Here is a 25,343-nt window from a genome sequence, read left to right as displayed (position 1 = left end):
ATGTTTGATGCCAGCTTTTTAAAAGCTAACCCCACTCTGGCGAAAATACTGGCTGACGGATATAACAGTGAACGCGATTTACGATTCGGCCTGGAACCAAACTCAGAATTAGATTTGGCCAAAGAATTTGCTGACCACGTGTTCTCAAGCGATAGCCGCTCTCAAAAACCCTTACCAAGTATTTCATTCTGGACAAAAGATAAATTGGCAGATGCAGTTGTGAAAGGTAAAAAAATATTACTGAATGAAAGAGAACTCAGCCTTGATAATCTCAAAGAAAGTTGTATCAGAGAGCTAACCCGCTATATTGATTCAAGAGGATCTTTGGTGCAAGGTAAGTTTTCTGAGTCCTTGACTACCCGCTATTTTCGAGATCGGGCATTAACCGCAACCAAAGTGGAGTATGCCAAACTGCTTATAGATAAGATTGGGGATGCAACCTCAATTGATGAGATTAAAGCGCTTGTAGATAAGCAGAAGCACAATGCCATCTTAAAAAAATCAGATCATACCAGCAATTTAATTGTCCATCTCAGCCGCTGCTCAGGCATGTGTGATGTGGTAAAGAGGGAGGCCCTCAAGTCCGTTACCTTAGAATCATTCAGAGATGCCATCTTAAATAAAGATTATCGCGCGATTCAAGACCATCTACAGTACTTTGACCCAATACAGCAAGTGCCGGATCCACAAAGAAATGGTTTGCGAGACTGGATAATTAACTATGCTGTGCAAACAAACGATCTGACTATAGTTCAATTAATAGTAGAAGCAGCAAAGCCCCATGAGTTTGGCAAGCAATATGATGTAAGACGAATTGGGCTTGATAAAGCAATAAAGCAGGGTAGTGCAGATATTGTCGATTACTTGCTTTCAATGGGAGCAAAACCTAGTCCTTCCGTGCTCTACGAAGCAGCATTGTTAGGAAATAAGCAAATTGTCGAATTATTAGTTAACGCAGGGGCTTCTGTAGAGGAGGCCATTAATCTTGCATACAATAAATATGGTCAATGGGCTAGTGGACGTGAACAATACCAACAAATTGCTAATATCCTTTTTGATTATGCAGCAGGTAGCGATTTTCCTTCATATAATGTTTTTTATCCACTCGAGTTAAATAATCTTTGCTTATTTGGTGTCTCAGTTCAAGGAGTTCCTGTAAGGCTCGATCAATTACGTCAAAACCATCCTAAGCCTGAGAATTCATTACTGACAATTAATGAAATTGATAATCTACCTGATGAAAGGAGGACTGCAATTTTAAAAAATATTGATAAAATTGCAGAATTAAGAGGGGGCGTTCTCGTTGCTAACGATGGAATAGCCTATTTGCAATCGATAGCTTGTTTAGCTGAATATGGAGATATTGAACTGGTAAAAACCAGACTTCAAGCCGGATGTAATCCAAATGAAGTAAAGCAAAACTATCCCCATGAACCCGCTTTAATATTAGCAATTAGCAATAATCATCTCGATATCGCTCGTTTACTCGCGTCACATCCACAAATGAATAGACCTACTCTAAAGGAAGCTATAAAGATTTGTGAAAGAGATCATCCAGATTTAGTTGAATTTTTATCATTGTTATATGACGTGAATGCGCTCAATGAGAAAGGCGATGCGCCGATTCATATTGCTGCTAAAAAAGCAGATATAGATGCAATAAAGCGATTACTTTCTTACCCAAATATCGATGTTAATAAACGCAATGGTGCGGGACATACAGCACTTGAGATTATCGCGAAGCGTGCAGATAAGCCTCTAGAAGTATCGGCAATTATTAAACTTTTAATCGAAAGGAAGGCTGATGTTGGTGATTGTAAAAATCGGTCTGCCTTATACAATGCTGTAGCGGCAAATAATTACGAGGCTGTTAGTTTACTTATTCCTCATGTAGATAAATCACCTATCCGATATTCTTCTTTTACAGGCAACACAGAATGCCCCTGGTATGATCAATTACTTTCTATTGGTTTACATGCAGTAGGAAAGCGATCATTTAATAAGATGCTTGTCGTTTTTGAAATTTTGCGGGACCATGGAGCAGATTTAAACGCTATTGACTCCAATGGGAATAGGTTAATACATCTCGCCATAGAGATGCTTCCATCCGTGAATGAAGCTACATCTCGGGCGCAACAGTTTAAATTTCTGCATCAGGGATTAGATAGAGGTGTTAATTTGGAACAAGAGTATAGGAAGAAGTCTATCAAAGGTTATACAGATCAATTTAATGAAACTTATAATTTTTTATTAGGTCTCATTCAGTTAGGGGTAAAACCGACAGTACCAAATGACGTAGGAATGACTCCATTGCATATACTACTAAAGCAGCATCCTTTCAACTGGTTAGAAAAATCAGAAGCTGATTTAAAAGACATGCTAAAACCCTTCATAGAGACAGGGGATGAACTTCATGCTGCCGATAACAAGGGCAAAACACCTATACAGTATGCAGAACAATATAATCCAAGCCTGGTTTCCTTACTGAATGAAATTTCAGATGAGAGGAAATCTCCTATCAAGGAAGAACCTGGTCCGACAAAACTTAAGCTCTAATTATTTTTTAGTATTTTCACTAAGCCTTACTATAGATGTATTTAAAATGGCTGGAATTTATGAATCACTATTTGCAAGCTTTAGCAAAAACTAACTAATAAGGAAAACCATGGACAGAGCAACAATAACGGAGTTGATCTTAGCTGCACGAGTACAAAAGAAGCTGCGTTGGGCGGAGGTAGCTAAAGCAGTTGGCGGCAGCAAAGAGTGGGTTACCGCAGGCTGCCTTGGGCAAATGACATTTAATGCTACACAAGCAGAAACAGTGGTCAAATTATTTGACTTACCCAAGGAAGCTTTGGCGATATTGCAAACAGTACCTCATCGGGGTTCTTTGCCAACAGCCGTTCCAACCGATCCCCTAATCTATCGTTTTTATGAGCTAGTGAGTGTTTATGGCACCACATTTAAAGAACTAATTCAGGAAGAGTTTGGTGATGGCATCATGAGCGCTATTGATTTTAAGATGGATTTGCAACGCGAACCTGACCCGGCAGGGGATCGAGTATCAATAAAGTTAAGCGGTAAATTCCTAAAATATAAGGAATATTGATTGCCTGAGCCACTTCTAAATCTTAGGAAATAGTGGTTTTATTGAACTACTTTAAGCACCTATTTTTGAGATACATAATATTGTTAATGGCATATATGGTAATCAACTAATCACTGCAGAGCGCAATTCTGTACTTCTTCTAATGGAATCAATTCCTCAAGAATTTGGATCCGCATAGAGTAAGTCGGTCTTGAAGAAATTGCAGCAGATAAAAAACGATATCTGTTATAGGAACTGGTAATTTCCGTGATTTTCAAATTGGTTATAGCCGCTTCAAAAGTTCGTTCCAATCCAGCGAGGTTGTAATGTCCCGCTAAAGAATGCTCGAGCAATTTTTCCAATATTGAAAGTTCCTGGATGCGGACTTCTTTAGCAAATTCAGAATTTAAATCTTCTATATGTATTTTGGTGGCATCAAGATGCCAGCATTCTCTTGGAAAATAGATAGTCCTTGCATATATTGCATTAGCAAAATAAGGCATTGATAGATGACCATATTTATTAAAACTATGCTTTTCTATTGTTTTAAGATGAGGGAACATATAGAGACTAAGCTTTCCCATGGCGTGAACACTGAATTTAGCCAGAAAATGTTTGTACTCTTCACTACTATAGGCTATATCGTGAAACATTTTAGCCGAGCTAGCTCTCCCATTATTATATTTAGTATCATAAGCCCAATGCGCAAATAGCATTAAAAGGCCTTCAATACATGCGCCGCTATCAATGTAATCAAAAAGGTGGATTTTTTTTGCTGTTTGTAAAAGTTCGATATTAAGTCCTATTCGTTCCAAATTGGCGCGCATGCCTTCCAATTGATTATTTTCCGGATAAGAATTAAAAGCATAAAAACGGCCTGAGCACGGGAAATGAAAGCAGGGATGACCTGCTGCTTTTAGAATAAATGCGTGAAGAGCTGGACTTCTACCAGGCATAAGCAGAATCTCACCTTCACCAATCATTTGGACTAACGAAAATGAGGTGTCGATAAGATCTTGAATTTGCGAGTCATGTAATTGTAAAGTTAATACTGATGCATCGTTCCTGGCTTTAGTTTTTGATTTAATCAAAGCCAAGCTGTTATCGATTTTTTCTTGCATTGAAGTTTTTTCTAGTCAAGGTGTTTGTAGTTTACACTAAATGCTCAATTTTCTCCATGAATTTTTAACCTACAAAAAGCAGTCGGTTATTTATTCACAGTCTTACCGCCATGGTGTCAATATTAAATGAAGCTCTGCTTTTATTTATCAACAATTTACTACCATCTATACTTTTAGTAGGGCAACTAAGGACAGAGCATTCATGACTTATTACGATATGTTAGGTATTTCACCAACCAATGATTTAGAACAAATTGTAATGACGGTAATGAAACTAAAGTTTTTAAATTACCATGTAATGACCCAACAAGACTTGGAGCGTCTGAACTAGATTAAACATTTTTTTTCAAAATTTTCAAATGAATACTATGATTATGTCACTAATTCTCAAAGTATTTATCAAGTTCCAGGGGAAGATATTTACGATCTGAACGATCAATTTTATAAACCTGAGGAATTTGTTGGAAAAAAATTGTATATAGTCGAAATGGATAGCTTTACTATCCAAACGCCCAATAAAGTGTGCCAGGTATATGAAGCAAACCCAAAAAACCTTAATCAATTTGTACTGGATAAACCGCAAATTTATTTTGATTTAGATTCCTTATGTGCTATCGGAGTTAGTGATTGTCTTGTTTTAATCATTTCCGGTAAAACATTTCTTACTGAATTTAGAGTGTTGGCTCATATTTCGCCTCTGCAAAATATGCATATTGTTCATAGTCAAATTCTGGAGGCCATAACTGAAAGTTATGGGCCAATCATATCCAGCGATTATTTTTTGTTTGGCGGCTCTGGGGAACTACCTCAGCTTTTTACGGAAGATGTACCCGAAAACGTTCCTTTATTGAATATAGAGAGTAGGTTAAAAGGAAATGATGAAGGAACCATGCATAGCGTTGATGATACTATGTATATTTTGCTGGGGAAACACAACATAGTCATCGAGCAGCAAAAGCTTAATGAACAGAACGAATTAATGACTTATCTGTATTCTCAATCGTATTTCTCTTCAGATACGCTCGTCAAAATAGATGATGCACTTGACCATTATACGCCTGGAGTAAGTGGATAATTTGCATTATTACCCGGCTGGTGGTACCAGCTGCATTGCAACTTTAACACTGACATTTTCGATTGCACTATACATTGATAAAGCGGTATTGAAGTGCAGAGCGCATCTGAAGACTTTTGAGGCTATAAACCAAAAAACCACCGTAAGGGTGGTTTTTGGTCAACTGCTTAAAGGGGCGCTTTCACGGATCCCTAAAAGCTTACTCAGTAACTACAGCCATTTGATCCAAAGATATGGTAAATACCATAACCCATTGATTTTATTGGTCGGAGTGACAGGAATTGAACCTGCGACCCCTGCCTCCCGAAGGCAATTCAAATAATTTCTCAGTATATTTCAATATATCTCAGTGCATTAAAAACCCTTATTTCTAAAGGGTTTTCAACGGATTGATAATGCATTAGCATTCATTGTTATGCTACACTTTACAATAAAAAAGCACTTTATATGCACTTTACTTTGGTCAGGCACTGCCTGACCAAATGGTGGAACGGGAAATCCAAATGCCAAAGAAAATAAGTAATGCCTCTTCACTTCAGCTCAATTTATCTTACCAAAATCTATTAACCGATATAAAGGAAAGACTTAAAAAGGCGCAAATACGTGCAGCTATAACAGTCAACCATGAATTAATCAAATTTTATTGGGAAGTTGGTAACTTAATCATTCAAGAACAAAAGAATGCGCAATGGGGAGATAGGCTATTTGATGCTTTATCAAATGATTTACGCAGGGCTTTTCCAAATACAGAAGGATTTTCTAAAACAAATCTTAAATATATGCGCCTTTTTGCTCATAATTATCCGAATGGTGAATTTGGTCAGGCACTGCCTGACCAATTAACCTGGACACACCATATTGTGTTAATTCAGGCTTTTTCTTTAGACCAAGTAAATGAAAAAAAATGGTATGCCTATAAAACAATTGAGAATGAGTGGTCTTATCGAGAACTGCAAAAGCAAATTAAAAGTGATCTCTTTAGCAGGCAATCCAAAATAGAACATAAGACAACAAACTTTATAGAAAAGTTACCTTCTCCTCAATCACACTTGGCGCAAGAAATGATTAAGGATCCCTACAAGTTCCATTTTTTATCGGTGGGGGATGAAGCTCACGAAAAAGATATTCATAATGGCTTGCTTACTCATGTAAAAGAATTCCTGATGGAGTTAGGCCAGGGCTTCGCTTTATATGGGACGCGTTACCCGATTGTCGTTTCAGGCAAACGATTCGAGATCGACCTCTTAATGTATAACACAAAACTTCATGTTTATGTCGTTGTGGAACTCAAACGAGGTGAACTGAATCCCAAGGATACTGGGCAGTTAAATTTTTATTTATCTGCTGTGGATGAGCAATTAAAAATGCCTGAGGATGGCCCAACTATAGGGCTGCTGCTTTGCGAAAAGAAAGATAAGGTCATAGCCGAATATTCATTGAGGCGTGTCAGTAGCCCAATGGGAATTGCAGAATATGAGCTGAGCCAAGCATTAACAGAGCGCCTGAATCATGTATTACCTACAACAGAAGAAATTGAAACAGAATTAAGCTCCTATGCCCTAAGTAACAAAGATCTAGGAGATGATGATGCTAGCTAAGATTAGTAACTCTCTCATTAAAACTTTAGTTCCTAATGAAAAGAAAGCCTATGATGTGAGAGATATAAATTTAAAAGGCTTTATTTTACGAGTGCATCCGACTGGAAGTATGGTTTACATATGCCAGTATGCTCGCGGGGGCAGGGTTAATCTGGGAAAGGCAGGCGTCATTTCAGCGGCACAAGCACGAGAAAAGGCAATTGAAGTGCTGAATAATTTTCACAAAGGGATTAAGCCCGAAGTGCAAAAAGGCACCAATAGGCCTAAAACATTAAAAGAATTCATAGAAAATGAATATCAGCCTTGGGCTTTAGCTCATCACAAAAGAGGTAAGGAAACTATCGAGGCACTTGACCGATGTTTCAGTAAATTGTATTCCAAGTCACTTACTGATATTACTCCTGCTCTTTTAGAGCAGTGGCGCGTAAAACGTCTAAACGAAGGAACAGCGCAAGCGACTATAAACCGAAACATTACCACGCTCAAATCGGTGATCACTAAAGCCACAGAATGGGGCTTCCTGAAAGAAAATATCTTACGAAACTTAAAGCAGTTCAAAGTGGATCGTTCCCCAAAAGTAAGATATTTATCGGTGGAGGAAGAAACCCGTTTACGGCAAGCATTGCAAGAAAGGGAAAATCACTTGAGACAAAAAAGGGAAAGTGGAAATCAATGGCGTAAAATTCGCGGATATGCGTTGTACTCAGAACTCGAGGAAGGGGCGTTCTGTGATTATTTGATGCCTATGGTACTACTCTCTGTTAATACAGGCCTAAGACGAGGGGAGTTATTTAATCTAACCTGGGATATGATAGATCTTTCTGCAAAATCCATTTTCATAGATGGTGGAATCACTAAAAACAGAAGCTCCCGTTTCATTCCTTTGAATGATGAAGCATACAGTATTTTGAATCAGCTTTATCAAAAGAGAGACGCTGAAAGCACTTTGATTTTTCCTAGCAAGGGCAACCAACCATTTAATCATGTCAAACGCTCTTGGGCTTCACTTTTAGAGCAAGCCAAAATCACACAATTTAGATGGCATGATCTGCGTCATCATTTCGCCAGTAAACTGGTTATGGCTGGAGTTGATTTAAATACTGTCAGAGAGCTGTTGGGCCATTCTGATATAAAAATGACATTAAGGTATGCTCATTTAGCCCCTGAACATAAAATTAGTGCAGTTAATAAAATTAATTGGGGGAATAATCAAAAGCCATGTTTGTGAAAACCGCCAGCTGAGAATAGATGTTCTTATGGGTGTAGAGTACCACGCATTTCATGGTCTGATGATCTTTCTTATCTATCCAATAGGTACCTAAAACATCCAAGTAAAGCAACGATATGTCGCTTTCAAGATAGAGGCACAAACCCCATTATTGACTATTTATTGGTCTTTATGTAAAATTAATGAAAACATTTGAGGCCAGAGATGAAATTACATACACAGGAAGAAAAAACAAAATTTTTAAAAGAGTTATATGAGCATATAAACAGAATTTATGAACAAAATCTAACCCATTCGGATAAAAAATATTTTACCCCTCAAGCAAGGTATGATGGACGCTTATCTCAGCAATACACTTTAAAAGTGTCTAAAGAGGCTACCGATCTAATACCCAGTGTAATTTCGCTTAGCAATGAATTCAGTGGAAATAACTTCACTGTTAAATTGGCTAAGTTGAACCTTTTGATCGCCCTATACAATACTGTAAAAAATCAAGCTGATTCTCAGGATGTGGTAGATTTGGATACCATTTTTGAAACATTTAAAAATAACCATAATGATGTAAGGATTACGATGTATGGGTATAAAGATTCAGAGGGTGTATTTAAAACACATCGTCGTGAAATCCAAAGAGAAGGTTTTGTTGCGAAATTTTTAAACTTCTTTTTCGGTAAACCAAAATCTGAAAAATTCCTTGAAAAATATAACTTTTTTAAAGAACCTACTAGACAAAAAGATAAAGTTGATGAATTTGCAGAAAAATTTAATCTTGAAGCCAAGCTAATTGAAAGTATTGAGCCAGCATCGAATAAAGGGATCGAAATAAAAGCAGTATCAACCGAGGCTGCTATTACAATTGAAATGGCTGTACGAGCGAAACTAGAAGAAGCAGCATCAAAGAAATTAGGCAGCGATATTAGGTTTTTGAATGATAGAGGAATGCCCTCAAACGATGAGCCATCAACTACTTTGGAAGTTTGGAATGAGGCTTATGATATTTTGGATGGGTTATTTCAAGAGCCATCACGGCAAGCTAAATTTGAGTAGACCTTATGTAGGGGCATCCCTTAAAGGAGGAACTAGAGGGGAAGACTTGCCCCTCTAATTTTTATTTGTAAGCGGTTTTTTCGTATAGATCATGACCAACAAATTGTACACTAGGTCCTTCTTGAATTATTTGCAATAAAACTGTCCGGGTTGTTTTGAAATCGCATTTTTTGTCAGTTCTTCCACAGAAACCCTTATACAATATGGGTGCTAAGTCTGATTACTGTGAAAACTAAATCATTGTTCTTCGGCGTGCTTATATAAAACAGTCATAAAAGCGCCAAAGCATGACATTGAACTCAGCGTATAATTCTCCAACGATGCCAGATGATAGGTGTTACTGCTAATATTCTCTTTGTAAAAATAACTGGTTCCTCAACCTCCGTTTGAGCATTTAGACAAACCAATGCGAAACCACTATTCCTTTTCACTAGGCGTCTAAAATAAGTTCCCTCATTAATCTCTATGATACAGTCGTGGCCTAAGCATTTCTCGATGTCTACTGCATTTAAGTATTTGATACCTCCAACAAAGTCTCCTTTTGAATAGCTGGGCTCCATTGTGTCATCTGAAACCATCATGGCGATAGCATTGGGATTATTAGACTTAAAGAATTCAATTTCTCTCTGGATGGAACTTTCTTGACTAAGCAGTGGGGCTATATCTTTATCAAGCACAGGAAAAGGTACAAAGTCAGAATTCACAAGGCTAGGACTTTTCCCTGAGCCATTAAGAAGCCATTGCATTGAACAGCTTACGCCTGCGCTATGTAATATTTCTACAAGTTTGGATGCTGTTTTTTCATTTAATGGGTTTCTGCCTAACTCCCATGATTGGAGAGTGTGCATACTAATACCGAATTTCTGTTCCAAATCTTTACGAGATATACCTGCCAAACTTCTAGCGGTTTTAATACGCCGGCCGGCATTTATACGTTGATCATCTGTATTTTCATTCATAGAAACCTAGTACAAATAATTTATATACCATAATCGCGTATAACGTATTTACATAATACGCATTATAGGTATAATTTATTTTAATATACGTATTATCCCATAAAACACAACCCATTGAACTAATAGCTTTAACAAATTTACATCAAATGGTCAATGAATTAGGCAGGTTAAGGGATAGTTCGTATTGATTTGCTCAATGTATGTGAGTGTTAGCTCAAAATCAAGTGCATTAAAACGTTAGGGATGAAGTGTTAGTGATGGACTTTTTTATTAATAAAGACGAACTTGCAAGGCTTTATGGCTTACCTCAGGTTCAACAGTTGGCTTACTTAGTAGGAATACGCCCTTATATGGACATAAACACACGCATGGCAGGAATAAAACGTGGGATCAGTCATCAATCTATAGCTGAAGCGCTTTATGTTGAACCACACCCTGGGATTCGAAGCGGAAGTCCAAGCAAAGATCAGGTCCGCCGAGCCATTAAAGGATTGGAAAAAGCGGGTTTAATTGAAAATCAAAGCACTGAGCACGCGCTTATTTTAAAGTGCTTATTAGCGTCTGAGCGTTTTTCTGCCCAAAATAAACCCGCCATCAAGGCGCCACACCATTCCGCCATTGTGGATAACTCCAATAGCCCAGACGGGGCAAGGGATTTTGATAAAATAAATCAGCAAGCCGCCATAGGTAAAAAGACAGAACCCGCCATACCTCATAATAGTAATAATAATTATTTATTTTTTTTATATAAACAATTCGACCAATTTTGGTCGGTGTATCCGGTCAAGCGCTCGCAGCCTCAAGCACAGCAAGCTTTCTTGGAATTAAATCCTTCTGCCGAGCTCTTTCAGCGCATGATGAATGCCTTGCAGCAGCAAATTGCTTACCACGACCAACAAATAGCCCTCAAACGCTGGATGCCCAACTGGAAGAATGCCAGTAACTGGATAGCCCAGCAATGCTGGAACGATGAATTACCGACTCAACACCAAAAGGACGAGCACCATGCAACACATCAAAAATCTTATTCAGCTGCCACAAACTACGATTCGCTCTGGGCAGAATGCCAAAGTGGATGCGAAACCGATAGTACGGACTCCAACGTCATCCCCTTCAGGAGTGTCTCCAGAGGCGCTTATTAACCGCTTGTTTATGAAGTTTGCCTCCTTTTACGGCGCAGTTTGGCGTTCGCAGTTGAAGGAGGAAGGCTTTATCGCCTTCATGAAGAAAGAGTGGTTGAACAGCTTGAAAGACTTTCAGCCGGAAATTATTGATAAGGCAATCGAATGTTGCCTGAAGCAGAAGGAGTTTCCGCCCACGCTACCGCAATTTTATGACCTGTGCCGAAGCTTTCAAAAGCGGGTCGATGAGCAAAAAGAACAGGAAAATAAAAAGCCGGCAAACCCCGCCCCGCTGGAAGTAGGATTGGCTCATCTAAGAATGATCAAACAAATGTTAAACAGCAACTAAGGGAGAAAACCATGCTGATTTTAGGAAGACGAGAAGGCGAATTGATTCTGATTGACAAGGGTCAAATTCAAGTGAAGGTGCTGCATCTGGATAGCGATTTGATTCACTTAGGATTTAAATCCTCAGTGCGCATCGATATTGACACACCTGCTGAGGGGATTCAGTACCTTAGTGCCAATTGCATGATGGTGTTGCAATGCCATCTGGGCGACAAACTGTTTTTGAATGACGGTGAAATTCAGGTGAAGTGTTTGGCAGCCCATCACGGCATGTTGTATTTGGGCGTTCAAGCGCCCTTGAATATTGATGTTGACCGGCAGGAGATTTTTGCACGCAAGCAGGCAACCGCCAATACAAGCGAGAAAGCCTGTAATGATGTTTACTTCAAACTCCCCAAGGCTTACTGAGGAGAGCATAATGCGCAAACTTTATCGGTTTAAACAGTTCACTAATGCGAAATACCTTGTCTTGTGCAGCGCCCTACTACCGGTTCCATGTTTTGCCAAATCGATTGAGACAGTGATTAATGGAGCAGTTAAATACCTGCAAGGCGGCTTAGTGCGCTCGGTCGCTGTGGGAATTATCGTCACCTTGGGTTACATGTGTTTTAAATTGCAGAAATTCCCCAAAGAGTATTTCGTGTATTTTCTAGTCGGGCTAGGCCTCGTGTTTGGTGCCAGTGAAATTTATGGCGTCGTGGAGAGGGGATAATGTCGATTAATCAATTGCATTCTAATCCCGTTTTTGGCGCACTGACCCGCCCGGCTATGACTGGCGGGGTGACCCTTGAATTTCACGTGATGAATCTAATCCTGTCGATGGGGGCGTTCATTGGTTTAGGCAGTATGCTGTATGGACTCATTTTCCTGCCCATTCATGCCTTTGGCTGGTTAGCCTGTAAACAGGATACGGCCTTATTCACCATCTTAAGCAAACGCCTGTTTCTATTGCCCAATGTGCCCAATACATCCTTTTGGGGAGTTCGCGCTTATGAGCCTTACTAAGAGTAAACAGCGTCTACAACAGGAAACAGGTATTAGCTACTTGTTTCCGATTACGCATTTAAATTCAGCAAGTATTTTTGAAACTAAACAAGGGGCAATCGGAGCCACCTTACAGGTCGAAGGCATTTTCTTCGTCATGGCTGAACCTGACTACCTCAATGAAATGTCTTTTCGTCTCCACCAAGCGCTTTTGCACCTCGATGAACGCTTCATGGCCTATGTGACCATTCACCGCCATAAGGAAGATATTCGTTTAAAGGGTGAGTTTAAATCCCCCTTTGCCAAACGGGTGAATAAGAAATACCATGCCCGTTTTCAAGGCAAGAGCTTATACCGCAATGCGATTTATATCACCGTAGTGCTTAAGGGCGATAATTCAAGCAAAGCAGCCCGCACCTTAAGCTGGTGGAGCAAAGTCAGTGCTTCTAAACAAATTGAAGCAAGACAACAGCAGCGGGAAGCTGAAATCGCCTTACTGCTCGGTAAAATGGAGCAGTTAAAAACCTCGCTATCGCCCTTTAAACCGCATTTGCTGGGCGAAAATGACCGCGAAAAGGGCTATAGCGAATTATTAGCCTTTCTTTCCCTAATTCCTAATGCCGGCGAGCGATTACCCTTTACCGAACCCCAATTTAACGCCATGACCGGCAAAGGCTTGCTGGATACCTTAAAAGCCAATGCAAAATATCCAGAGGGCAATCTCAGCCAATACGTGACCAACAAGCAATTATTCTTCGGCCAATCCATCCAGTTTCAAGGCGCTAGTGGCAGCTCGTTTGCTGCCATGCTCTCAATTAAAAAATACGGTTCAGAAACCAGCTCAATCATTCTCGATAAGCTCTTAGAGCTCGACTCTGAATACATCCTAACCCATAGCTTTGCGCCGGTGCCTCGTGAGGTCGCACTGGATTTAGTCGACAAGAAACGCGGCAATTTATTGAATGCCAAGGATTTAGGTGCAAGCCAAATCCAGCAGTTAAGTGCCTTGGAAGATGGGCTTTCCAGCGAAATAGCCCGTTTAGGTTTTCATCACAATAGCTTAATGCTCTTATCGCCTGATAAAGTTCAATTAGAGGATGCTGTTCGCGAAGCAGTGAAAGCCTATGCCTCAGCAGGTATTGTATTAGTGCGGGAGAACTTAGGCCAAGAGTTAGCCTATTGGTCGCAGATTCCCGGGAACCATGCCTTTATTGCAAGAGCAAGCTTAATTACCTCGCACAACTTTGTCGATTTCTGTTCATTGCATAATTTCGATACAGGCTTTCGCAATGGCAATCACTTGGGCGAAGCGGTCACTTTATTAGAAACGCCATCAAAAACCCCGGTATTCTTCAACTATCACAGCCAGTCGTCCAAAACAAACCCCGCCAAAGGGCATACGGCTATCTTTGGCGCGACCAATGCTGGCAAAAATACGCTGGTATCTTTCCTTGATGCGCAAATGGGACGTTATGACAATCGAAGCTTTTTCTTTGACCGTGATGAAGCGTCCAAGATTTATGTCTTAAGCGCACCGAATAGCAGCTACACCGTGATTTCGCCCAAGCATGCTGACCGTATCGCCATGAACCCTCTAATGTTAGAGGACACGCCAGCCAATCGAAGCTTTGTCATAGACTGGTTCGCTGAACTCATCAAGCAGCCCAATGAAGTCGATTTACCGAGCAATATTCGCGAAACCATTAACGAATGTGTGACTTACTCCTTTGAGCATTTGGGGCGTCGTTATCGCAATTTAAGCAATATTGCCCGTTGTCTTCCGAAAGACTTCCCGCGATGGCCGGAATTAAAGCGTTGGCTTCGTGAAGATGTAACCCGAGAAGCGGGCGAATTTGCCTGGCTGTTTGACCATGACCATGACGCGCTGAATGTGAATTTCGATAAGGTGGGCTTTGACATCACTTATCTGATGGATGAAGTCTCCCCACTAATCTCAACGCCTGTTTATATGTACTTATTGCACCGGGTACGCCTCTGCCTTGATGGGCGCTTAACCTCGATTATCATTGATGAGGCTTGGCAGGTATTTAATTCCCCGTTTTGGCTGAAGCACTTAAAAGCATGGGCAGCCACGATTCGCAAGAAAAACGGCCACTTCATTTTCATGACGCAAACGCCTGAATCCATTATCCATTCACCGATTGCAGCCGAAATCATCACCAATGTCGCGACCAGTATTTATTTCCCCAATCCGGCAGCCAATGAAGCGACTTACATTGAAGCCTTAGGCTTAAGCCGAAGTGAATATCAGACCATAAAATCCTTAACCCCCGAATCAAGACTATTCCTCTACAAGCAAGACCGAAAGAGCATTCTTTGTAAGCTTGATTTAAGCGACCTGCCAGACGAAATTCGCGTCTTTTCCGGCAATGAAGCTTCCGTGCGCTTACTCGATAGCATTATCGATGAGGTGAGCGCTAATGCCGAAGACTGGTTGCCGGTCTTTATCGAAAGGAGTGGCGCATGAACATTCGACTACTTTTTGCCGGGCTTTGTTTAAGTGCCAATGTGCATGCCGATGTGTTGGGCGTGTCTGATGCGGCCATGCTTGAAAAAGCCATTGAGCAGTTAAACCATTTGAAAGCCCAATACGAGATGCTGGAAAAAACCTACCAGAATGCTGAATCGCAACTCAATAGCTTGCAGAAACTTCAAGACTTAAACAGTGGTAACTATGGCTTTGGCAATTTGAACAACAGCATTGCGGATTTAAAAAACCGGCAATGGTCAGCCAATAGCTGGGATGAAGCCTTAAAGAATATCGCAGGAGGCAACCCAAGCCGTTATCAAGAGCTGGTCAAGGCGTATGAAAAAAGCCATATCACCTTGGATGATGCCAGTTTCCTAAAAGGAGCGACTGCTGAGCGTCTTACCCAATACCAGCAAAACAAAGCGGTGAATGAAGCGGTCAGCGTGCAAGCCACCTACGCTTATAACGAAATCAATCAGCATTTAAAAGCCATTCATGACCTCAGTAATCACATTGAGAAAACCCCAAACACCAAGGCAGCCATCGATTTAAATTCGCGCTTGATTGCAGAACTCGCCTTTATCCAAACCGAGCAACTCAAGCTGCAAACCCTAATCGGCCAGCAGTCGGCCATGAGTGGCTTTAATGACATCAGCAGTGAAACCGACATGGCACGCTTTAACCGCTTGCCGGATGAATGAGGAGAACATTCAATGCGACTCATCCTTGTATGCTTTGTACTACTGAACACTTGTGCTTGCAGCCAACCACCGGACTTGGACTCACCCTGTCCGAATTACGGCCGAGCCTGCTCGCAATACCCTGTGAATGAATAACAACAATAAAAGGAAGAACAAATCATGAACCGATTAGCAAAACTCACCCTAACCCTTGCTTGCACCGTGGCATTAAGCGCCTGCGATAAAAACCCTTTGCAGTCACAACCCAAAGCCGAGCAAGTCAATGCCTTAATGCAGGCCTCGCGCTCGGCAGAAAAAGCCATGCGCTTAAACTCAGGTACTGGCGGGGGCTATTATCCGAGCTGTATGGGCTTAAATGATGCCCATATCGATTGCGAGTTATTGTTTAAGCTCATGGTCGATGAACTCCGAACCCATCCGGCCTTTGCCTCAGTTGAAGTCAAACAGATTACCGATAAGTCCTTCTATAATCCGATTGCCCTTGCCTATCAGCAACGCGTCTTTAACAGCATCGAGGACTAGCCAATGGTAAGTCCAACCTATGCCAATATCATTGGCCAGCTGACCGGCCAAATCGATGAAATAAGCAAAACCTTTGTGGTGAATGGCTATCAGGCACTGGCTTCGCATCTTGAAAAGCCACTGGCAGGCGCTTGTGTGCTTGCCCTGGTCTTAATGGGCTTTGGCATCATGATGGGCTTTATCCGTATGCCGTCCAAAGACTTAATGAAATTAGCCTTGCGAATGGGCGGCATTTACCTGTTTGCCATGAATTGGGGCTTTTTTTCCGAATACTTTGTCGGGCTGTTCGTGGATGGGGCGAGCGAGCTCGGTGGCGTGCTGATGAAAGCCAATCTCTCAGGCCTCTCAGTGGACGGTGTGAACAGTGGCCTGCAATCGGTCTTGAATGAAGTGGTTCGCGTAGGGGCTTGGACATGGGATAAAGCAAGCTTTAAACACTGGAGTCCGATTTTTGTGGCCTTAATGATTTATCTCTCCGGCCTTGCGGTCATTGGCTTGGCCTTGTTTGAACTCATTATCGCGAAATTGATGCTTGCGGTGTGTTTGAGTACCGCGCCCATTTTTATAATGTTCACTTTGTTTGATGTGACCAAGTCGTTTTTTGAGCGCTGGATAGGAACGCTGGTGGGGTTTTCGCTGGTGCTGGTGTTTGTGTCGTCCGTAACCAGCTTTTGCATGCGCCTGATTCATTGGTCAGTCTATGGGCATTATACCAATCATGCCCTTGATATTGGCCTATCGGATTGGATCCCAATTCTCTTGGTCGCAGCCTTTTGTGTCATGGCCTTACTTGAAGTTACCGCCATTGCCAAAAGCATTGGGGCGTCTTGTTCGACCAGCAACGGCGCTGCCATGTTGGGCGGGTTTGTTGGAAGTGCAATGGGTGCTAGCCAAAAAGCAAAAGAAGCTGGTAGGCAATCCCAAGAGGCTTTAAAGCAGCTGGTGCCGGCCAGTGCCAAATCACCGGTTCAAGTCTATCAAGCGTCACGCGCTCCTCTTAATCTTCAATCCTTTCGAGGTTAATCATGAAAACAAGCAAGCAGCCTGTAAATGACTATTTTAAACAAGCAAAGCACTGGGCAGATGACCAGTTTACCCGGATAGAAGTATCAAGGAATCGGTATCAAGTGGCGTTTTTAACCTCAATGGGATTAAACCTTTGTGCGGTGCTCGCAGTCGCAGTCCTCGCTCCTATGCGAACACTGGTGCCGATGCTGGTACATCATTATGACAATGGGGTGACTACCATTGAGCCGGTGACGCAAACCAATGCAACCATTAATCAAACGCAAGTGGAAAGCGACATCGTCCGCTATATCACACACCGTGAAAGTTATGAGGTCAGCGCCTATCGTTCGCAATACGATTTAGTAGGGCTTTTATCCAGCGAGTCAGTGAATGATGAATACCTCCGCGAGCAATCCAAAAGCAACCCGCAGTCACCTGTAATACTACTTGGCACAAAGTTAACGCGTAGCGTTCACGTCTACAGCATTAACTTTCTCGACAATGTCTTGTTTAACGACAAGGATTTTCCAAAGAACCATCATAACGTGGCCGAAGTGGTCTTTACCTTGATTGACACTGATAAAGCCACTGGCCAGCAAACAGAAACCCAGTACAACGCCTTAATCTCATGGGTGTATAACCAGCCCTCCAATGCGCCCGATATCCGCTGGAAAAACTGGGACGGCTTTCAGGTAACCCGCTATAGCAAACAACTTCGGAATGTGTGAGGTGATGATGAAGAAATTAATAACAACAATGGTACTCCTTGCCAATACGCTGGCGTTCGGGCAACAGCTTCCCCAATCCACGAAACAAGATGCGCGAGTCACCGTAGTGCCTTTTCAAGAGCATAATGTGGTGAAGCTTAAAGCCCGCACCTTTACCACCACGCAAATTCTCTTTAATCCCAAAGAAACCATTCTGGCCGTAGAAGGAGGCGACACCGCCGGCTGGATGGTGACCTATCATGAACACCTGCCTTATATGATGTTTGTAAAGCCAACTCTGCTAAACAGTAATACCAATATGACGGTAGTCACTGACAAGCATAATTATTATTTTCAAGTGACCAGTAATCAATCAATGGATAATGAGTCGGTAAAACCCATCTATGCATTGCAGTTTACTTACCCTGAAGAAGAAAAAGCCAAGCTTGAGGCTGCGCGCAAAGCGGCAGTGCTTCGCAATGCCTCTCTTAATAAGCAACATAGAGACCCAAAAACTTTGAACTGGAACTATCGCTTCAGCGGTAGTGCGGAATTAACCCCGCAGCATGTCTATGACGATGGCCAATTTACTTATTTTGAATTTAGTCCAACGCAACCGGTTCCGGCGGTCTTTGCAGTCGATAACAAGCAAGGGAAGGAATCGATTGTAAATACTCGAAGGCAAGGCCATCTCTTAATTATTCAACGCTTAGCGCCTCAGTTTACGCTAAGAAGCGGTGGCTTGGTAGCCTCTATTTTTAACAGCAATGAAATTGAACGTCTTCGACAAGGCAGGAGGTAAGCATGCAAGCAAATGAACACAATCACGATGAACCATTAAGCGAATTATCCCAAGTGACACCGCCTAAGAAATCCTATTTCGGAATCAATCCAAAAATGGCAGTAGTGATGGGCGTTTCAATTACTTTGTTAGGTTATGCCTTTATGCCGAAGCATGCCAAAACAGTGAAGGCAGAGGAGCCAGCTACCCATTCGCAAAACGATTACACGCTGTCACAAAATCTTGAGTTGATTGAAAAGATGAAGGCCGAAGCTGCCAAGCCGGTTATGGGTACTCAAACGAAGATGGCTAATCAACAACCCATTAGACCGCCGAAGCTTCGCCATAAAGAACACATGAGCAAGGAAATGCAGGCGCGCATGAATGCACCGACTACCTTTCTAGTGAATCGGCAAGCCATCAGTGCGGTGGCAGGAACCGGCAATGCCAGTTCACCCAATACATTTGCAGGAAACAATCCCAACACCCAGTTTTTAAACCAGCAAAATGAAATCACCTCAGTCACTGCGACCAAATTACCGCACCCGGGTTCAACCGTACCCGCAGGCGAAATGCTGGCAGCGACTTTGGAAACGGCCATTAATTCCGAATTGCCGGGGATGGTGCGCGCGATTACCCTGCGCGATATTTTTTCACTGGAAGGCCAGCATTGTTTAATCCCTAAAGGCTCGGTATTAGTCGGCCAATTTGATTCGCAAGTGGTGGATGGGCAAAGCCGAATACTTGTGGTCTGGAATCGGATACAGCTCGCTAATGGGGTGATAGTCAGTCTAAACAGCCCAAGCACGGATGCTATAGGCCGTTCAGGCCAAGGAGCGGACTATATCAATCGCCATTTCTTTGAGCGCTTTGGCACCAGTGCTTTGTTATCCATTTTAGGCGCTTATACCGCCACCAGTGGCGTTAACGGCCAAGACCGTTACAACTCTGAATCCCAGTACCGTATGGCGATTGCTTCAAGCTTTCAGCAAACCGCAGGGCAGGCCGTGAATGCCGGCATGACCATTCGACCAACCTTGCAAGTCAACCAAGGCACTTTAATCAATGTCTTTGTCGCGCATGATTTGGATTTCTTTGGCGTGAAGGGAGGCAGAGGCTAATGATTGAGAAAGCCTTTTACGCGCCGGGTTCAGAAGGGTTATTGCAGCCCTTATCGCCCTGGCTAAATGATGCCAGTGTTTCGGAGATTCTAATCAATCGACCGCGAGAAGTGTTTGTTGAAAAAGAAGGAGCAATGCAGGTGCATTCAGTGCCTGCATTGGATAGCCTGCACTTAAAGCGGCTCTTTGGGTTAATCGCCAATGAGAATAAACAGCTACTCAATGAAGTGCATCCCTTGTTATCGGGCAATTTAATGGATGGCTCCCGGGTGCAGTTAGTCATCCCGCCAGCAGCCAGGCATTACACCTTGTCGATTCGCCGGCAAACCGTAGCCAGTCGCAATTTAAGCGATTACGGGCTGGATTTTTATCGAAATGCCAAACCCTTTTTAATAGACGGGAAAAAATCGCTGGAAAGCGACACCGACAAGCATTTGCTAGCCCTTTATCGCAAACAATGCTGGCCGGAATTTATTGAGTCGGCCATCCTGGCTAAAAAGAATATTGTCATTTCAGGCGGTACGTCTTCGGGTAAAACGACTTTTTTAAATGCCTGCTGCCAGCGTATTCCCAAGCAGGAACGTATTATCACACTAGAAGACACCTATGAGCTGCAATTGCCTCATAGCAATCAAGTGAATTTACTCGCGCTTAAAACCAAAAGCGAATCAGCCCTTTGCATGCAAGACTTGGTGCAATGTTCGTTAAGGCTTCGTCCTGACCGTTTGATGATGGGCGAAATCAGAGGGCGGGAGATATTGGATTTTATTGCGGCGTGCTCTACAGGTCATGAGGGGTCAATGACCAGCATTCACGCCAATAACCCGCAAATAGCCCTTATGCGCATGGTGCAGCTCTATAAGCTCAACAATGTGCCTTCGATGCGCGATGAAGACATCTTGCGCGAAATCAATCAGGTAGTGGATGTCATCATTCAACTGCAAAAAACACCCAATGGACGCGGTATTTCATGGATTTATTTCAAAGGAGCAACCCCGGAATTATTAATGAGGTGATTCATGAAAAAGCTAGCGATTTCTGCCTTGTCGTGTTTATGTTTTAACAGCGTCCATGCAGGGGATACGGATGTCTGGCAGCATATTGGTATGCTGCAAGACCAAATGGTCGTGGTTTCTAATCAGATTACTGCTTTAGCCAGGCAAATTGCCAATATTCCCGCTGGCCCTCAAGGCCCCCAGGGCATGCCAGGACCGAAAGGAGAACGAGGGCCTGCAGGTCGTTATCAGGCCGGTAGTGGTATCCGTATTGAAGGCGAGGTCATTAGTGCCAATATCATCACCCATCAAATTGGGGAGCTCTATCAGGGCGGGATTGTCTTCTGGGTGGATAACACCGGTCAACATGGACTAATTGCCAGTACCCATGATGTCAACACTCAAGGCATTCAATGGCGAAATGGGGAAAGCGGTAATAAGATCACTAATGCTCGGGCGGATGGCATTGGTGCTGGGGAGTCCAATACCCGCTTAATCATTAGCGAACAAACCATTGATAATCAAACCGGCCAATTTGCAGCCCTTCTGGCGAATCAATATAGTGTGTCTGAGGATGGTGAAGCGCCTTGCATGACCCCCGCCAATCCACAAAGCCTTTGCTATGGCGGTTGGTATCTGCCATCCATCTATGAACTAAGCCTTTTAAAAGCGAATTTACAACCGCAAGGTTTAACCAGTTTTGCACCCGATTATTATTGGAGCTCAACTGAAGCAAGCGTCTCTCAGGCATGGCTACAAAACTTTAACACCGGTGAGGTTATTTCCAGCGATAAAGCGAGCACCTTAGGTCATGTGCGCGCCGTGCGTCAGTTTTAAGGATGAGCCATGCCTAGAAAAATAATAATCGCGATGGTTTGCTTGCTGCTGGTTTTGGAACTAGCCAGCTTGATTTCCCTGTGGAGCTTGGGGCTATCCAATACGCCTTATCCTTGGTCGCTCTTTGTTTTACTTCGCTTTGGGTATTACGGCTTGTGTGCAGGGGCATTGCTGTTTGCTTCCCTTCCTTTCATTCTGGCTGCCTGTTATCTCAAAGGCGGCTTTATCCGGTGGTTAAGTGGTATTTTCCTCCTTTGTTTGATGCTCTCAGCAACTGCTTTAATAGTTGGTGTTTTCCTCTATCAATGGTGGTCGCAAGAAACCTTTAACAATACCTCAGAGCTTATCGCTTTCTTGCAGGAACTTACTGAAGAACCCGAGCCGTTGCGCCGTTTCATCGGCTGTGAGCTCGCGGGTTTCTTTTTAGTCTTCGCACTTCCGGCACACGCGCTGTTTGAGCGAATTCGCCCTGGCAATAAAGTATTGGGAAATGCCCATTTTGCCAATGGCTATGAAATTCACAAAGCCGATTTTTTTAAAAAAAAAGAGGAAAGTTTAATCATCGGTAAAAAATATGGGGTTCCCTTGTATTCCAATGGCTTTGAACACGTCTTGGTCTTTGCACCGTCCGGGAGTGGTAAAACGCGAAGTATTGCCATTCCCAATCTATTTAATTATCCCTATTCAGTAGTATGCAATGACGTCAAATTAACCCTCTTTGAGACGACATCAGGTTATCGGCAAAAAGTCTTAGGGCATGACTGCTATTGTTTTGCACCGACTCACCCGGAAGGGCGAACGCATCGATTTAACCCCCTATCTAGCATTAGCAAAGACGTTAATCATCGCATGACCGACATTCAACGAACCGCACATATTTTAATACCGGATAACCCAAAAGGGGATGTCATTTGGACGCAAGCGAGCCGTAAGCTCTTTAAATGTTTAACGCTCTATTTACTGGATACGACCGAACGACCAACCACCTTAGGCGAGATGAACCGCTTGATTAAACAGCAGCAATTTGATGTCTGGCTGCAAGACTTGCTCGACAATACCGACCACCTGGATCCTGAGTTCTACCGCAATGGCTATTCCTACATCAATAACCATGAGAAAACCCGAAGCTCGATTTTAGAATCCTTCTCCGGCTATTTAGAGCTCTTTGACGATCCGTTTATCGATGCAGCGACTAGCGCCAGTGATTTTGATTTCAAGGGGTTACGGCGTAAGAAAATGACAATTTATGTTGGGTTTACCGATGATGACATGGAACGCTTAGCGCCTTTACTCACCTTATTCTGGCAGCAATTAATTTCTGCCATGATTCGAGAAATTCCTGATCCTAAAAAGGAACCATATCCCTTATTGTGCCTCATTGATGAGTTTTCCTCATTAGGTCGTATTGAGCGATTAAGGCGCTCGTTAAAGCTGCTTCGCGAATACCGGGTGCGCTGCATCCTGATGTTTCAATACATTGCCCAAACCTATGAAAAATACTCGCAGGATGAAGCCAAAGCCTTTACCAATATTAAAACCAAGGTGGCATTTACCACTGAAGATTTAGGAGATGCCGAGTTTATCAGCAAAATGCTGGGCACCAAAACGCAGCGGGTAGCGAATGAATCCACTTCATTACAGGCACAAGGTATTAGTAATAGTCATGGAAAAAACTATCAGGCCGTCCCGTTAATGCGGCCTGAAGCAATTATGAAGATCCCGGCAGAGCACACTCTAATCATGCGTTCTGGGTTTCCTTCAGTAAAAGCCACGCAATTTATTTGGTATAAGGAAGCCCAGAAAGAGCTAAGACACCCCAGTTTGAACCTACCACTTAACAAGATAAATCGTAACCGATTCATAAGAGATGGAAGCCCGGGAACAAATTATGAACTATCAGCTCTACTCTAAATAAAGGGATAATCAGGGCAAATTATTTAATATATTTCTAAGACAGTGCCTTTTAGCTCAGACTAAAATGTAAATAAATGCTTTAAAATGGATAGTTTTATGAAAAATTTAATTTTTGCGTTTACCTTGGCTTATTCTACTAGCTCACATGCATTAATTATCCAATGCGTAGGAATGGATAAAAGTGGTCAAACAATTCATGTTTTATATGATGGAGCTACATACACTATAAATATTAATGGACACATCTTTAAGTTAATAAACAAAACTCAATCCGGTACTGGATTCGCTACAGAAAATTTTATCTCAGATTCAGGTGAGGTTTTATACTTCTCTTTCGGGTTAATTGATAATACATTTTTTCTTACTCAATTTAACGCAGTCACCAACAAACTAATATCGCATGTCGAGCTAACTTGTCATTAATTGTATTAAATGCAATTAGTCGCCCTGATATATTTAATGCTTTTGATTCCTTGAACCCATCGCTTTCTATATAGTTATGAGCAAAGCGAATTCAGTTTCTAATTGAACGCAGCTGCCTTGCTTGTTGCTTCGTCATCCCATCCCCATTCGCAAAAAATAGTTCTAACGGAATGAATAGCCAATGCAAGGTGGAACGCAGGAGCTTGCGACGAGTAGACCTTGTATTAGTTATTCATGGAGTTATTGTCACTGGCGAATGAGGATGGGATAACGTATCAATAAGCCTTAGGGTCTTTGTCATGCAGTTAGAACTGTTGCCTATTGAAATTAAAACTTTCCCTTCGATAATGCGCTTTGCGGAGCGGATAAAGCTGTGTGTTAAAATAGTTAATGTTACAAAATTATTGTTTGCGAGTAAGCTTTTCGGGGCTGCAGTATAGAATACTCTCACCTAACTTTCTGGGAATAGTCTTTCTCTGTATTACAATCCTTCTCTGTATATTTATTTTACAATCAATCTTGCATTGTGGTAGCATTTGGATTGTTTGAAAACAACGACCCACAAAAATTGGAGGAATCATGGGAAAGGCTGCACAAGCTTATGGCAAATACTTTAGAAATATTGGACGAGCTGTAAGCAAAGATAAGTCCAAAGAGGAAATGTCTAATTTCGATAAATTAGTAGTTGCGCCAGTTGCTATTCCTGTTGGCGTTGCCGCAGGAGCCGGGGTAGCTGCAATAGGGATTGCAGTAGGCGGGGTTTCTACAGCATTGGGTTTTCTCTTTAGTAAAGATCTGTTCAGATTTGGCCTTGGGTGTACAATTGGTTTGCCGATCGCTGGAGGAGCAATTGCTACAGTTTCGGTGCTGAATGTACTAGGGGTACCCTATTATGCAGTACAAGCAATTCGTCATCGTGAACGAACTCATCACGAAGCATCAGAAAATCATAATGCTCATACGAATGCAAATGAATCATACAAAACATTGACTAAAGAGTTAAGTATCTCTAGCCCTGTGACCAGTACTGAGCCAGATCCTAAGCCGTCTGCAACTAAGCAAGAAGAGTCCAACCATAGTGAAATAAAACAAATTACAAATCTAGACGATAAACGTGATGATGAACCAACTAATGCTCCAAGTATGTAAGAGTTAGTCGTAGGTTGTAGCCTTAATACATTTATCCTTTTGAATTTCTTTAGGATATTTGTATTAAGCTAAAACATAAATCTGAATTCACATTGGCTTTAATTGTAAAGATTTGTTTCTCATTT

26 protein-coding genes are annotated in these 25,343 nt (G+C 42.2%); 24 read left to right on the top strand and 2 right to left on the bottom strand.

What is annotated here, in order from left to right; genetic code table 11:
- Positions 1–2,556: an ankyrin repeat domain-containing protein gene (locus E1O89_RS07865; RefSeq protein WP_165483103.1), complete on the top strand. Its 2,556-nt coding sequence runs from the start codon at positions 1–3 to the stop codon at positions 2,554–2,556.
- Positions 2,557–2,665: 109 nt separating this feature from the next.
- Positions 2,666–3,109: a cyanase gene (gene cynS / locus E1O89_RS07860; RefSeq protein WP_133139694.1), complete on the top strand. Its 444-nt coding sequence runs from the start codon at positions 2,666–2,668 to the stop codon at positions 3,107–3,109.
- A 110-nt stretch (positions 3,110–3,219) separates the two neighbouring features.
- Here cynS and E1O89_RS07855 read toward each other — a convergent pair whose 3' ends face one another.
- Entirely contained in the window at positions 3,220–4,209 is a 990-nt protein-coding gene (locus tag E1O89_RS07855; RefSeq protein ID WP_133139693.1) for a hypothetical protein, read from the bottom strand.
- A gap of 472 nt (positions 4,210–4,681) precedes the next feature.
- On the opposite strand from E1O89_RS07855, the gene E1O89_RS07850 reads away from it, so the two are divergent.
- The 5 genes from E1O89_RS07850 (at position 4,682) to E1O89_RS07830 (ending at position 9,157) form a co-directional block, all read left to right on the top strand.
- Positions 4,682–5,284 (top strand): hypothetical protein, encoded by a 603-nt coding sequence (locus E1O89_RS07850; protein ID WP_133139692.1) that lies wholly within the window; start codon positions 4,682–4,684, stop codon positions 5,282–5,284.
- The gene (locus E1O89_RS07845) at positions 5,277–5,606 is read left to right on the top strand and encodes a hypothetical protein (protein WP_133139691.1); all 330 of its coding nucleotides are present in this window, start codon (positions 5,277–5,279) and stop codon (positions 5,604–5,606) included. The genes E1O89_RS07850 and E1O89_RS07845 overlap by 8 nt, the downstream gene beginning before the upstream one ends.
- A gap of 181 nt (positions 5,607–5,787) precedes the next feature.
- Positions 5,788–6,882: a YhcG family protein gene (locus tag E1O89_RS07840; RefSeq protein ID WP_133139690.1), complete on the top strand. Its 1,095-nt coding sequence runs from the start codon at positions 5,788–5,790 to the stop codon at positions 6,880–6,882.
- On the top strand, positions 6,872–8,110 hold the full coding sequence (locus tag E1O89_RS07835; protein ID WP_133139689.1) for a site-specific integrase: 1,239 nt from the start codon (positions 6,872–6,874) through the stop codon (positions 8,108–8,110). The genes E1O89_RS07840 and E1O89_RS07835 overlap by 11 nt, the downstream gene beginning before the upstream one ends.
- A gap of 204 nt (positions 8,111–8,314) precedes the next feature.
- Positions 8,315–9,157 (top strand): hypothetical protein, encoded by an 843-nt coding sequence (locus tag E1O89_RS07830; protein ID WP_133139688.1) that lies wholly within the window; start codon positions 8,315–8,317, stop codon positions 9,155–9,157.
- Positions 9,158–9,456: 299 nt separating this feature from the next.
- On the opposite strand, the gene E1O89_RS07825 is transcribed toward E1O89_RS07830, so the two are convergent.
- Positions 9,457–10,116 (bottom strand): helix-turn-helix domain-containing protein, encoded by a 660-nt coding sequence (locus tag E1O89_RS07825; RefSeq protein ID WP_133139687.1) that lies wholly within the window; start codon positions 10,114–10,116, stop codon positions 9,457–9,459.
- Positions 10,117–10,373: 257 nt separating this feature from the next.
- Here E1O89_RS07825 and E1O89_RS07820 point away from each other — a divergent pair, with 257 nt between their 5' ends.
- The 17 genes from E1O89_RS07820 (at position 10,374) to E1O89_RS07740 (ending at position 25,218) form a co-directional block, all read left to right on the top strand.
- Positions 10,374–11,258, top strand: a complete 885-nt coding sequence (locus E1O89_RS07820) for a hypothetical protein (RefSeq protein ID WP_133139686.1) — start codon at positions 10,374–10,376, stop codon at positions 11,256–11,258.
- A 10-nt stretch (positions 11,259–11,268) separates the two neighbouring features.
- The gene (locus E1O89_RS07815; protein ID WP_133139685.1) at positions 11,269–11,586 is read left to right on the top strand and encodes a Vir protein; all 318 of its coding nucleotides are present in this window, start codon (positions 11,269–11,271) and stop codon (positions 11,584–11,586) included.
- 11 nt (positions 11,587–11,597) lie between these two features.
- Positions 11,598–11,993, top strand: coding sequence for a carbon storage regulator (locus E1O89_RS07810; RefSeq protein WP_133139684.1), 396 nt, complete (start codon positions 11,598–11,600; stop codon positions 11,991–11,993).
- Between the two features lie 10 nt (positions 11,994–12,003).
- Positions 12,004–12,297 (top strand): TrbC/VirB2 family protein, encoded by a 294-nt coding sequence (locus tag E1O89_RS07805; protein WP_133139683.1) that lies wholly within the window; start codon positions 12,004–12,006, stop codon positions 12,295–12,297.
- Entirely contained in the window at positions 12,297–12,590 is a 294-nt protein-coding gene (locus E1O89_RS07800) for a type IV secretion system protein VirB3 (protein ID WP_262337458.1), read from the top strand. The genes E1O89_RS07805 and E1O89_RS07800 overlap by 1 nt, the downstream gene beginning before the upstream one ends.
- Entirely contained in the window at positions 12,577–15,057 is a 2,481-nt protein-coding gene (locus E1O89_RS07795) for a VirB4 family type IV secretion/conjugal transfer ATPase (RefSeq protein ID WP_133139682.1), read from the top strand. Before E1O89_RS07800 ends, E1O89_RS07795 begins: the two co-directional genes overlap by 14 nt.
- The gene (locus tag E1O89_RS07790; protein ID WP_133139681.1) at positions 15,054–15,761 is read left to right on the top strand and encodes a type IV secretion system protein; all 708 of its coding nucleotides are present in this window, start codon (positions 15,054–15,056) and stop codon (positions 15,759–15,761) included. Before E1O89_RS07795 ends, E1O89_RS07790 begins: the two co-directional genes overlap by 4 nt.
- Positions 15,762–15,920: 159 nt before the next feature.
- A complete protein-coding gene (locus E1O89_RS07785) occupies positions 15,921–16,283 on the top strand; it encodes a hypothetical protein (RefSeq protein WP_133139680.1) in 363 nt (120 codons plus the stop codon).
- Positions 16,284–16,286: 3 nt separating this feature from the next.
- Positions 16,287–17,306, top strand: a complete 1,020-nt coding sequence (locus E1O89_RS07780) for a type IV secretion system protein (RefSeq protein WP_133139679.1) — start codon at positions 16,287–16,289, stop codon at positions 17,304–17,306.
- A gap of 2 nt (positions 17,307–17,308) precedes the next feature.
- Positions 17,309–18,019: a virB8 family protein gene (locus tag E1O89_RS07775; RefSeq protein WP_133139678.1), complete on the top strand. Its 711-nt coding sequence runs from the start codon at positions 17,309–17,311 to the stop codon at positions 18,017–18,019.
- Between the two features lie 4 nt (positions 18,020–18,023).
- Positions 18,024–18,800 (top strand): P-type conjugative transfer protein VirB9, encoded by a 777-nt coding sequence (gene virB9, locus E1O89_RS07770; protein ID WP_133139677.1) that lies wholly within the window; start codon positions 18,024–18,026, stop codon positions 18,798–18,800.
- A 2-nt stretch (positions 18,801–18,802) separates the two neighbouring features.
- A complete protein-coding gene (locus tag E1O89_RS07765) occupies positions 18,803–19,900 on the top strand; it encodes a TrbI/VirB10 family protein (RefSeq protein ID WP_165483102.1) in 1,098 nt (365 codons plus the stop codon).
- A complete protein-coding gene (gene virB11, locus E1O89_RS07760) occupies positions 19,900–20,916 on the top strand; it encodes a P-type DNA transfer ATPase VirB11 (protein ID WP_133139676.1) in 1,017 nt (338 codons plus the stop codon). Before E1O89_RS07765 ends, virB11 begins: the two co-directional genes overlap by 1 nt.
- Before the next feature lie 3 nt (positions 20,917–20,919).
- Positions 20,920–21,732: a DUF1566 domain-containing protein gene (locus E1O89_RS07755; RefSeq protein ID WP_410054764.1), complete on the top strand. Its 813-nt coding sequence runs from the start codon at positions 20,920–20,922 to the stop codon at positions 21,730–21,732.
- A 9-nt stretch (positions 21,733–21,741) separates the two neighbouring features.
- Positions 21,742–23,643 carry a type IV secretory system conjugative DNA transfer family protein gene (locus E1O89_RS07750; RefSeq protein ID WP_262337456.1) on the top strand — a complete coding sequence of 634 codons (1,902 nt, stop codon included), beginning with the start codon at positions 21,742–21,744 and terminating at the stop codon, positions 23,641–23,643.
- A 99-nt stretch (positions 23,644–23,742) separates the two neighbouring features.
- The gene (locus E1O89_RS07745; RefSeq protein WP_133139675.1) at positions 23,743–24,069 is read left to right on the top strand and encodes a hypothetical protein; all 327 of its coding nucleotides are present in this window, start codon (positions 23,743–23,745) and stop codon (positions 24,067–24,069) included.
- A gap of 579 nt (positions 24,070–24,648) precedes the next feature.
- On the top strand, positions 24,649–25,218 hold the full coding sequence (locus E1O89_RS07740; RefSeq protein WP_133139674.1) for a hypothetical protein: 570 nt from the start codon (positions 24,649–24,651) through the stop codon (positions 25,216–25,218).
- Positions 25,219–25,343 lie beyond the last annotated feature (125 nt).

The organism is Legionella genomosp. 1 (assembly GCF_900640215.1).
GTDB classification, from domain to species: domain Bacteria; phylum Pseudomonadota; class Gammaproteobacteria; order Legionellales; family Legionellaceae; genus Legionella_C; species Legionella_C quinlivanii_A.
This window is presented reverse-complemented; position numbering and strand designations above follow the sequence as displayed.